The sequence below is a fragment of the Trichloromonas sp. genome (assembly GCF_041583255.1).
Classification (GTDB): domain Bacteria; phylum Desulfobacterota; class Desulfuromonadia; order Desulfuromonadales; family Trichloromonadaceae; genus Trichloromonas.
In genome coordinates this window covers 1-9,650 of the sequence record NZ_JBFHGD010000126.1, presented here as the reverse complement: position 1 = coordinate 9,650, position 9,650 = coordinate 1, and the positions used below count along the sequence as shown (strand labels likewise).

Genomic DNA, 9,650 nt, shown 5'->3' with positions numbered 1-9,650 from the left:
GGGAACATCCAAATCCTCGTGGCTGACAATCTAAGTACTCAATCTTAGGACAAAGGCAACCCTGATTTCAAGGATTTAAGAACAAAAAAAGGCAGCCCTGGGCTGCCTCTTATGGTGTGTCTATAAAGCCGAATCAGGCCTTGGACAGAGCCAGCCCGGGAGCCAGGACAGGCGGAGCGGCAAGGAGTGCCTCCTGCAGGTCTTTTTCGGTGAACTCGACCAGTTTCCAGCTGTCTGGAGAGGCCAGAATTTTCTCGATCATCTGGTGGTTGATGTCGTGACCCGACTTGAAGGTTTTGAAATGGCCCAAAATCGGGTAGCCGGCCAGGCTGAAATCGCCAATCGAATCAAGGATTTTATGCCGGACAAACTCATCGTTGAAGCGCAGGCCTTCAGGATTGAGTACCCCCTCATCGCCGATCACTACGGCATTATCCAGGGAGCCCCCGCGGGCCAGACCGTTGGCCTTGAGATATTCGACTTCTTTCAGAAAGCCGAAGGTTCGGGCAGGGGCCAGTTCACGCTGGAAAAATTCTTTGGTTACCTTGACCGAGCGGTGCTGCAGCCCGATGGACGAGTGATCAAAGGCGATGTCCGCGGTCACCCGGAAAAAGCGCGAGGGAATGACGCTGACCCGCTTTTCGCCGTCGATGACGGTCATCGGCTTGCGCACCGCAAGAAACTTGCGACTGCGGGGCAGGGAGCGAACCCCGATCTGCTGGAGGGTCTCGACAAAGCGCCGGGCGCTGCCGTCCATGACCGGGACTTCGGGGCCGTCGATATCGATGTGCAGATTGTCAATGCCATGGGCGCAGAGCGCCGCCATCAGGTGTTCGACGGTCGAAACGGTCAGGCCGCTTTTCCCGAGGACAGTGGCCAGGCGGGTATCGACAACGTTGGCGGAAACGGCCTCAATGGAGACGGTCCGCTCCCCTTCGGTGCGATGAAAGATGATCCCGGTTCCCGCTTCGGCAGGACGCAGGGTCATGTTGATCATTTTGCCCGAATGGAGCCCGATCCCGGAGATTGTGGTCGAACTGGCGATGGTGCATTGGTAGATCATCGAAAACTTCTCCCTTTGCGCTGATAGTCAGCTTGCATTGTCTATCTATATGCAAAGGGCTTGCCAATTTTCATTAGCCTGTAATGGCTTGATTTTGTTATGTTTTTACATTTGGCATAACGGTGTTTTGTGGGACTGTTGCGGTTGTGCACAGAATTTTGTGGTGCAGAAAACACACCCGTGTTTTTTTGCAACTTACAGGCGGCCGGAACGAAGAATGGCGATCGCCAGCCAGAGCCCTAGAAAGGCGGCTATTGAATAGCCGAGGAAACCGAGCACGGGAAAGCCGAACAGCATCGGTCCCTTGTTGGTTTGCATGATCAGGGAAGAACCGACGATCAGGGCGGCGATCAACATGCTGAACGAGAGGCGGTTGCTCGATTTGTCAAGGTCGGTGATGAGTTTTTCCAACCCCCGGTGTTCCAGATCGATCTTGAACTTGTTGCGATTGACCCGGTTGATAAACTCCTTGATGTCGCGCGGCAGATTTTTCGCAAGGGCCCCGTAAGACTGGGCTACGCGCATCATTTCTTTGGAGACGTTGGCCGGGGTCACCTTTTCACGCATCAGCTTTTCCATGAACGGCCGCAGGTGCTCGATCATATTGAAGTCCGGGTCGAGTTGGCGCCCGATCCCCTCGATGGTGATCAGGGCCTTACCGAGCAGCATCAGGTCAGCGGGGAACTTGATGCGGTAATGGGTGAGGATTTCGATGAATTCGGTGAGCAGCTTGCCGGCGTTGATCTCCTGCAGCGGGATTTCGTAGTAGTCGTCAATCAGTTCAGACAGGTCGCGTTTGAGGTGCTTGGTGTTGATGTCTTCAGTGATGTCGCCAGAGTAAAGGAGCAGGCTGATGACGTTGTCGACATCCCGCTGCAGAATGGCCAGCAAAAGGTCGGCCAGCTGGTATTTGAGCTCTGAGTCAAGCCGGCCGACCATGCCGTAGTCGAGCATGCAGATGCGGTTGCCCGGAAGGATGAAGAAATTGCCGGGGTGGGGATCCCCATGGAAAAGACCGTCGACCAGGACCTGCTTTAGGAAGACGTCGGCGCCGTTACGGGCGATCTCCTTGAGGTCGTAGCCGGCCTCCTGCAGCAATTGCAGGTTGGAGACCTTGATTCCCTCGATATATTCCATGGTCAGCACCCCTTCGCCGGTGAGGGGCCAGTGGACTCGGGGGACATGGACCGTGGTTGACTTGGCGAAATTTGCCGCGAAACGGTCGATGGTGTGCCCTTCGCGGGTGAAATCCATTTCGCGGCTGATGGTGCGGCGAAATTCCTTGACCACGCTGATCGGGTCGTAGATTTCCGCCGTGGGGATGTGGTTTTCAATGAGGTAGGCCAGCCCGATCAGGATATCGACATCGGTCTCGACGATCTGTTTGATTCCCGGCCGGCGGATTTTTATAACCACTTCTTCGCCGCTTTTCAGCCGTCCCCGGTGGACCTGGGCAATCGAGGCAGCCGCGATCGGGATCGGGGAGAAATCGCTGAAGAGTTCGTCGACTGGATAGCCGAGCTCGCGCTGGATTTGCAGCTCGATTTCTTCGAAAGGGATCGAGGGGACTTTGTCCTGCAATTTGCCGAATTCATCGGCGTACTCTTTGGGGATGATGTCGGGGCGGGTCGACAGGATCTGACCCAGTTTGATAAAGGTCGGGCCGAGTTCCACCATCGCCAGGCGCAGGCGCTCCGGCTGGGTCAGGCGCTCGATTTCCTTGGTCGCCGTGCCCAGGGTCACGATCCGTCGCCCCAGCTCGAGGTAATAGTTGATGTTGAGCTGTTCGACCACGTGCCCGAAGCCGTACTTGATCAGGATGCCGAGAACGTTGCGGTAACGCCGGATGGTGCGTATGTTCCGGTTGATTTTGAAAAAAGAAAGCATGGAAGGGGGCTATTCTCCCTTTTCCTGCAACTTTTTTTCGAGATGGTGGACCTTCTTCTTGAGTTTGTCGAACTCGTCGGCAGTGACCACACCGAGTCGCTCGCAGGCTTTCTGGACTTCCTGCAGGGCTAGTTCTTCGAGTTTTTTCTGGTTTTCTTTGGCTGCCCCCTGGATTTTGTCCAGCAGCGCCTTGCCTTCGTCTTCACTGACGTTGAAACGCTGCCTGATGTCCTGAATCAGTTCTTCGGCTTTCTTCTGGCTGAGGGATACCGCGCCCATGCCGGCCAGCAGGGTTTTCTCAATCAGTTCGATCATGGAATCCTCCTTATGAATGGGTAATCCTTTGTAAAATTAAATAGTAACACAAGGCGACAGGGTTTCAATTTGAACAGAGCGAATGGATATGGGCGATTTTTTCCCGGGTTGCCCGCTCACCAGAACGAATGGCCTGTTCTGCCTTGTGAAATTCAAGCAGGGTGATGCCGTTGAGTTCCGGCCGAATCAGCAGGTCGGCTTCGTCGCGTTCTAGCCGCAGGGTGTTGATCTCGTTTTCCATGATGGCGATGGATTGAGCGAAAATTTTTAGCATTCCCGGAGGCTTGCGCCATTTGTCCGGCGGGTTCTTCTCGCTGCGGGATTTTTCACTGCGTTCGTTGGGCCGCCAGATGTCGCGCAGGATTTTCTCCACCATCTCCGAGTTGAAAAAATCGAGCAGAAAATTTTTCGGTTGGTCGTCCTGGTGTTTGCTGGGAACAAAGGCTTCCTGGGGACGCTTTTCCACCTCGGGTATGGCGCAGACGCCAATGACCCGATCCGCCCCGAGTGCGCGGGCGACGTCGACGGGAACCGGGTTGCACAAGCCCCCGTCGACCAGAAAGCGGCCGGCGAATCGGACCGGAGTGAAGAGGCCAGGAAAGGAGACTGCGGCCCGCAGTGCTTCTCGCAGCAGGCCTCTTTTAATGATCAGCATTTCGCCGGATTCAACGTCGGTGGTAACGACGGCGAGGGGGATGCGCAGTTCTTCAAAGGTTTCAACCGGCAGCAGTTCGGAAATGAACTGCGATACCTTTTTGCCGTCAATCAAGCCCGAGGTAGGAATGATCGGGTCGATCAGTCCGGCCATTTTCTGCCAGTCGACGTTGCGGGCGACATCTTCCATCTGTGCGACCGAAACGCCGGCTGCATAGAGGGCGCCGATCAGGGCGCCGATCGAGGTTCCCGCTATGCAGGATACCGGCACATTCTCCTGCTCCAGCACCTTGAGCACGCCGATGTGAGCAAGGCCGCGCGCGGCTCCGCTGCCGAGGGCGAGTCCGAGTCGGTTGTGTTGCGCGCGGTGCGGATTCATCGTTCCCCATTCCTGCAGTAGGCCTGCGCGGCGGTGTCGCATGTGCGGGTTATTATAGGAGCCCCCCGCTCGATTGGCAAGCGCCGCGTTAGCGGCGGAAGAGCCAGAAAATCAGTGACAGCACGGCCGAAACCAGCAGGCAGGATGCCAGGGGAAAGTAGAAGGAGAAATTTTCGCGCTGGATGCGCAAGTCACCAGGGAGTTTGCCGAGCAAAGGTATGCGCCCGCCATAGCTGAGAAAAAGGCCGGCAATGATCAGGCCGAGGCCAAGGAAAACAAGGAGTTTCCCGGGGGGCATGGGTCACTTCACCGCCCGGGGGGCGTAGCGGTCCTGTTCCGAATAGATACAGCCGCAGTACTGCTGGCGGTACAGTCCCATCGACTTGGAGATGTTAATCCCCTCGTTCCAGCCTTTGCGGAAATCTTCGTAGACAAAGCGGATGCCGAATCGCCGGCCGAGGGCTTCGCCTTGTTCGCGGATGGCGGAGTGATTCTGAAACCGTGAATAGAGCAGCGAAGAGGTAAACGCTGAAAAGCCGTTTTCTGAGGCGTAGCGGGCGGTTGCTTCGAGCCGGGACTGGTAGCAGTAGTCGCAGCGGCCGGCCGGCTTGGCGGCGACCTGCGAAAGGAAGTTTTCCAGCAGGTATTCTTCGCGGTAAATCATGGCCAGGCTGGTGCGTTCGGCATAGTCTTTTACCGTATCCAGGCGGCGCTTGAATTCAAGAAAGGGGTGGATGTTCGGGTTGAAAAAATAGCCGGTGACAGCCTGCCCCTGTTCGCGCAGGATCTTAACCGGATAGATGGCGCAGTTGGCGCAGCACACATGCAGAAGGGTCTTCATCGAAATCCTGTCCTTGCTGGGAGTCCCGGCCATCTTGGTGGCCGATAATGCATTGTCCCTTGTCGTGTCCCTGCTGTCAATAGCCGGAAGCTCAGGCGTTGACCAGTTCCCACGGCGGAAGCGGCTGTTGGTTCCAGATCTTTTCCGTCATATGGGCGGCTGTCCCGGTATTGGCGATCCGCACGTGGGTTTGGCGCACCAGCGCCTGCCGCAGTTTGCGCAGGTCGCGCAGGTATTGCTCGAGGATGGCCATGGCCAGCTGGCGATCTGTCGGCAGGGCCGCCTCGGTGCGGCCGGCGGCGGCGACCAGCAGCAGCGCCCTGGCGGTCTCCTCTCCCTCGACCTCAAGGGTCTGGCCATCGGCATCCAGCAGGGTGAACAGTCCGAAAAAATCACCACTGATCGCCAGCGGCGGTGTGAAGCGATAAGAAGTCAGTTGCGGCCGGTAGTGCTGGTAGAGGTATTGCTCTGGAAACCGGGGGAGCCCATCGGCAAAGACTTCTGCGCAGATCTGTTCCTGCAGTTCGAGCGTAGGTGGCCCTGTCTGGTGGCGGCCGACCTGGATGCGGGTTTTCGGCGCCGTTTCGGCGGCGGCGACGTCCTTGCCGAGCCAGCGGCCGATTTCTTCGTCGAGGACACTGGTCGAGGGGAGCGGCTTGTCCTCGCTCCAGCCCAGCAGGCCCAGGTTGTCGAGCACCACCAGCCCCGGCAGGGGAACTCCCTGTCGCCTGAACTGCTCCTCGATATGTTTGCCTGGCGGAAGCGGCTGTCCGCCACTGACAATGTCCCACAGCAGACGACCGAGCGAGGAGCGGCTGAAGAGGAAGATCTCCCGCTCCATTTCCACCGGCCAGTCTTCGGCAACGGGGACGGCGAGGCGTCCCGCCTCGACCAGTGAATAGGTTGATTCGTCCAGCTTCAGTGCCAGCGGCAGCATGCTGCGATGGCCTTCGCAGAGTTCCTGCCAGCCGATTTGACGGGCTCCGGCCTTGCCTTCAAGCAAGGTCGCCTGGTCCGGGCGCCGGTCTTTGCTCAGCAGGACGGTCAGCCGGCCATTGTCGCGCAGAGAGAGTCGGTTAAGGGTGAACTCTTCCTGCAGCAGGTTGACCAGCGGTTCGGCGTAGCGAGCGGTCAGCCAGTCGGCGGGGATCGTCAGTTCGATGTCGGCCTGATCCGCCGCCAGTCCGAGCAGGTGGAGCAGTTCCCAGCTCCAGCGAGGCGTTTTGGGGTCGAGGGCAAAACGCCTCGAGGGCCAGGACGTTCGCAGGTAGGTGGCGAAGGTCTGGCGCTGGTTTTTCGATGGAGTGGACCCGTCGCTCAGCGAACCATGAATCAGAACCGGCGGCGTAGCCGGTGCCAGGGAAAAGACGTCGCTGGCCTGTTGTCGCGCGGGTGGGAGCCCAAGGGTTTCCCGCAGCAGCGCCAGCAAGGCCAGCAGCGGCGGGCTGGCGATTTCCATCAGGCTGCCCGAGGGGTCGACCACCGCGGGCCGGGCCGGGTGCAGAAGCAGGGTTGCCGTGCGGCAGCGGATTGCCGGGCTGTCGCAGGATGCGGCACCGAGCCGCGGGGCTTCACCGTCGACGAAAATTTCCAGGGCGCGATTAAGGCGCTGGCGGTCGCTACCGATGTCGAGTTGGCTGAGCCGGCGAAACAGGTGATGAAAGCGTACCGCCGTCGACGTGGGGAGAGGCAGCTCCCTGGGGCCCTGCTGAAGCGGTTTTTTCAGTGAGTCGGGGAGGGTGTCGAGGGCGAACTGCATGGCAACATCGAGGTTTTCCGGCTGCACCGATGATGGGAGCTGATCGAGGCAGGTCAACGCCAGCAGGCGCAGCAGGGTCATGGCCCCTTTGTTATAGGCCAGGATTTCCGGGGACTCTTCCTGCTCCAGCGGATGCTCCCCCAGCGCCGCCCGGTATTCCTCGGTCAGCGGCTCCATTGATGCCTGCAGTGCCGAATGCCACAGGTTGGCGAGGTAGAAGGCCGAGAGCTGTGCAGGAGGAAGGGTCCCCAGCACCGAAAGGGGTTTGAGTTCTTCCATCAACAGCCGCAGGGCTCTTTGAAATCCGGCCGGGTCCGATGAGTCGAGCGGGATGTCCTTGTAAGTCAGAATCGCTTCGCCGCGGATCTCCCAGAAGGTGATCTCGCGGGCCGCCCAGGTCACGAAATGGCGCAGGCCGAGAGCTTCGGCGCAGGCCCGGCCCATGGCGGCCGTTTCCGGCGAATCCTTGTCGGGGAGCAGCACCACTCCGCCGGCCATGAAGCTTTCCCGGTTGATCCAGAAGACCAGGGGCGGGCGAAGTTCCCCGGCAGGGGCCAGCAGCGGCTGGTCGAGGTCGACCCGACGGAACGGAGAACGCCCCTCCGCGATCGTCTGGCGGGCCCAGTGGGCCAGCTGCTGGCTGAAAAGGTGGCGGGTTTCCTGATCCATTACGATTTTCGGTTCAAGGTTGGCGGTTGCATGGGGGAACCTGCGGCGGATCTGTCTTGCGTGCGGTGGGGAACGCTAACACAATGATTCGGTATTGCCAAAATATTTCTGCCGACAGCCTCCTAGCGGGCCCGCATCTCCATTTCGATGACCAGCTGTTTGAGTTGGTCCAGGTCTTTGCGCAGCGCAGCGTTTTCGCTTTCCAGTTGCGTGGTTTCTTTCTGGCAGCGCTTCAGCTCTGCCTTCGACTTGTTGATTGTGGCCAGTTGCTCCAAGCGGGCCGCCTCCAGCCGGGTGGCACCGCTGGTTAGCGGGCCTTGGGGGTACTCACGCTGCAGTGCCCGCAACGCCTGTTTACGCCCGGTGGCGGTTTCCGCATCGACGAAACGGAGAAAGGCCTCCTGCTGACCGACTTCGTCTTGAACGGCGGGGCGCGGCAGCAGGGAGGCGCAGCCAGTTGAAATCACTGCGGCGATCAATAACAGCGGAACAAATTTCATCGTCTACGCCAGTCGGTGGCGCCGGTTGCGCAGAACGTTGCTTCCCGGCAGGTTTTTTAGGTGTTCTTTCATGCGGGCGCACTCCTGTCCGATGGTGGTCGCCAGGGGGGTGTCCAGGCTGTCTGAGTCGACGATAGCGACCGAGATGGTCAGTAGCGGAAAGGTGCGTTCGACGTCGAAGCGATCTTTCCCTTTGAAGTGACCGGCCTTGACATCCTCCTCGGAATAGAACGATGGGGCCATCAGGTCAAAAGCGGTCACCACGGTGTTCGCCAGCGCCTCCGCCCGCTCCGGGGAGGTCAGTACCACATAGTCGTCGCCGCCGATATGTCCGAGTACGTCGTCTGGGCTGCCCGTCTCGTCGAGACTTTTTCTGAGCAGTTCGCCGACCCGGGCGATGACGTTGCTGCCGGCCTGGTACCCATAGCGGTCATTGTAGGCCTTGAAATGGTCGAGGTCGAAATAGAGCTGTGAAAAGGGTGTGCCTGAGTCGATGCGGGCCAGAAGTTCGCGCTCGAGAGCCAGGTTGCCCGGCAGGCGGGTCAAGGGATTGGCATCGAGGGAACGTTCTTCCATTTGTCGCACCTTCTGCCCCATGCGGGCGAACTCACGGGCGAGATGGCCGAATTCATCTTTCTGATCGAAGGGAATTTCGTAGTCAAAGCTCCCTTCGGCGATTTCACGGGTCGCCCGCAGCAGGGCCCTGATTGAGCGATGGATGCTGAAGACCAGGGCAAATGCGGCCGGGGCCGACAGGGAGATACCGATAAAGGCCAGAAACCAGGTAATCCGGTAGGCCTGGCGGCTGTTGACGGTCAATTGCGAAAGCTGCCGGTCGATTCCCTGATCCTGAAGGCCGATGATCCGGGTAATTTCGTTCAGCAGCCTGTCCCTCAGGGTATCGCACTTCTGGGAGCAGGTCTCAGCGTCTTGCCAACGGGCTCCGGTCAGCAGGGCCAGGCAGTCTTCGGCCTGCTCCCGATAGCTGTCGACCTGCTGCCGCAGGTCCTGCCCGGCGGTTTCCAGGGCCAAGGTGTCCAGCTGCTGCCACTGTTCGGAAAATTCCAGGTGTCGTCGTTTCAGTAGCTCGCCGAAGGTTTGGTCTTTGAGGATCAGGTATTGTTTGGTGAGGCTTTCCTGGGCCAGCAGGGTCTGCCGCAGGGTGCGCAGCAGGGTCAGTGCCTTGAATTCAACGGCGACCAACTGCTCCGACTGGGTCGTCTGCTGGTGGAGACTGGTCAGGGCGTAGCCGATGGCGACCAGGCTGAACAGCACAATCATCAGGTAGCCGGCAAGTACCTTTTTAACCAGGGTGAACGAAGGCTTGTTCATAGCTTGATCTGTGACACGAAAGTTATTTTCCCCTCCTGGGACCGTTTGTGACGCCTGCGATACTCTGGCGCCGTCAGGAAAAAAGCGGGCCGCTGGACGTCTCTTTAAGTGGACGCCGGAAATGCTCATAGGCCAGGGGGGTCGCGGTGCGCCCCCTGGGGGTGCGGTTGAGATAGCCCTGCTGCAGCAGGAAGGGTTCGATCACGTCTTCGATGGTGTCTTTCTCTTCGCCGACGGCCGCCGCCAGGGTG

At 59.1% G+C, this 9,650-nt stretch carries 10 protein-coding genes; all 10 read right to left on the bottom strand.

Annotated elements, in window-relative coordinates:
* Positions 1–133: 133 nt before the first annotated feature.
* Positions 134–1,063, bottom strand: coding sequence for a UDP-3-O-acyl-N-acetylglucosamine deacetylase (gene lpxC, locus ABYV89_RS10880; RefSeq protein WP_432822975.1), 930 nt, complete (start codon positions 1,061–1,063; stop codon positions 134–136).
* Between the two features lie 195 nt (positions 1,064–1,258).
* Positions 1,259–2,950, bottom strand: coding sequence for a 2-polyprenylphenol 6-hydroxylase (gene ubiB, locus ABYV89_RS10875; protein WP_432822974.1), 1,692 nt, complete (start codon positions 2,948–2,950; stop codon positions 1,259–1,261).
* Between the two features lie 9 nt (positions 2,951–2,959).
* Positions 2,960–3,265: a phasin family protein gene (locus tag ABYV89_RS10870; protein ID WP_432822973.1), complete on the bottom strand. Its 306-nt coding sequence runs from the start codon at positions 3,263–3,265 to the stop codon at positions 2,960–2,962.
* A 64-nt stretch (positions 3,266–3,329) separates the two neighbouring features.
* Positions 3,330–4,298, bottom strand: a complete 969-nt coding sequence (locus ABYV89_RS10865) for a patatin-like phospholipase family protein (protein WP_432822972.1) — start codon at positions 4,296–4,298, stop codon at positions 3,330–3,332.
* Positions 4,299–4,386: 88 nt separating this feature from the next.
* Complete coding sequence (locus tag ABYV89_RS10860; protein ID WP_432822971.1) at positions 4,387–4,596, bottom strand: DUF2905 domain-containing protein; 210 nt, start codon at positions 4,594–4,596, stop codon at positions 4,387–4,389.
* Positions 4,597–4,599: 3 nt separating this feature from the next.
* Positions 4,600–5,139, bottom strand: coding sequence for an epoxyqueuosine reductase QueH (locus ABYV89_RS10855; protein ID WP_432822970.1), 540 nt, complete (start codon positions 5,137–5,139; stop codon positions 4,600–4,602).
* Positions 5,140–5,230: 91 nt separating this feature from the next.
* On the bottom strand, positions 5,231–7,567 hold the full coding sequence (locus tag ABYV89_RS10850) for a hypothetical protein (RefSeq protein WP_432822969.1): 2,337 nt from the start codon (positions 7,565–7,567) through the stop codon (positions 5,231–5,233).
* A gap of 122 nt (positions 7,568–7,689) precedes the next feature.
* A complete protein-coding gene (locus ABYV89_RS10845; protein ID WP_432822968.1) occupies positions 7,690–8,067 on the bottom strand; it encodes a hypothetical protein in 378 nt (125 codons plus the stop codon).
* Between the two features lie 3 nt (positions 8,068–8,070).
* A complete protein-coding gene (locus ABYV89_RS10840; RefSeq protein ID WP_432822967.1) occupies positions 8,071–9,399 on the bottom strand; it encodes a diguanylate cyclase in 1,329 nt (442 codons plus the stop codon).
* A 73-nt stretch (positions 9,400–9,472) separates the two neighbouring features.
* Positions 9,473–9,650: Holliday junction DNA helicase RuvB C-terminal domain-containing protein (locus ABYV89_RS10835; protein WP_432822976.1), on the bottom strand; the 178-nt coding region annotated here is incomplete at its 5' end.

Coding starts and splice junctions, on each gene's coding strand:
- ABYV89_RS10840 (WP_432822967.1), bottom strand. CDS start 9,399: ATGAACAAGCCTTCGTTCACCCTGGTTAAAAAGGTACTTGCCGGCTAC.
- lpxC (WP_432822975.1), bottom strand. CDS start 1,063: ATGATCTACCAATGCACCATCGCCAGTTCGACCACAATCTCCGGGATC.
- ABYV89_RS10865 (WP_432822972.1), bottom strand. CDS start 4,298: ATGAATCCGCACCGCGCGCAACACAACCGACTCGGACTCGCCCTCGGC.
- ABYV89_RS10870 (WP_432822973.1), bottom strand. CDS start 3,265: ATGATCGAACTGATTGAGAAAACCCTGCTGGCCGGCATGGGCGCGGTA.
- ABYV89_RS10855 (WP_432822970.1), bottom strand. CDS start 5,139: ATGAAGACCCTTCTGCATGTGTGCTGCGCCAACTGCGCCATCTATCCG.
- ABYV89_RS10845 (WP_432822968.1), bottom strand. CDS start 8,067: ATGAAATTTGTTCCGCTGTTATTGATCGCCGCAGTGATTTCAACTGGC.
- ABYV89_RS10860 (WP_432822971.1), bottom strand. CDS start 4,596: ATGCCCCCCGGGAAACTCCTTGTTTTCCTTGGCCTCGGCCTGATCATT.
- ABYV89_RS10850 (WP_432822969.1), bottom strand. CDS start 7,567: ATGGATCAGGAAACCCGCCACCTTTTCAGCCAGCAGCTGGCCCACTGG.
- ubiB (WP_432822974.1), bottom strand. CDS start 2,950: ATGCTTTCTTTTTTCAAAATCAACCGGAACATACGCACCATCCGGCGT.